Source organism: Janthinobacterium sp. NKUCC06_STL, assembly GCF_019345455.1.
In the GTDB taxonomy this organism is placed as follows: domain Bacteria; phylum Pseudomonadota; class Gammaproteobacteria; order Burkholderiales; family Burkholderiaceae_D; genus Janthinobacterium; species Janthinobacterium rivuli.
Genome location: NZ_JAHKQY010000042.1, coordinates 1 through 289, shown reverse-complemented (window position 1 = coordinate 289; position 289 = coordinate 1). Strand labels below are relative to the sequence as shown.

Here is a 289-nt window from a genome sequence, read left to right as displayed (position 1 = left end):
AGCCTGTATACGAGGAAGGTCAAAAATGGATACGGCATGCGCGTTGGTTGGTATTGATGTGAGCAAGAAGAAGCTCGATGTTGCCATGCTTGTGAGCGGCAAGATAAAGGTCAAAGTGGTTGAGAACACCGCCGAGGGGCACAAATCATTGCTTGCATGGCTTAGCAAGTCGTCCGTGCCGATGTCGTCAATACACGTCTGTATGGAAGCCACTGGAGTCTATTCTGAGCCAGTGGCGCTGGCCTTGCATCAAGAAGGACTCATTGTTAGCGTAGTCAATCCTGCCTGC

At 50.9% G+C, this 289-nt stretch carries 1 protein-coding gene; it reads left to right on the top strand.

All coding sequences use genetic code 11. From position 1 onward, the window contains the following. Positions 1-25: 25 nt before the first annotated feature. Positions 26-289, top strand: a 264-nt coding sequence (locus KO539_RS30790; RefSeq protein ID WP_219306828.1) for a transposase, incomplete at its 3' end; no start/stop codon positions are given.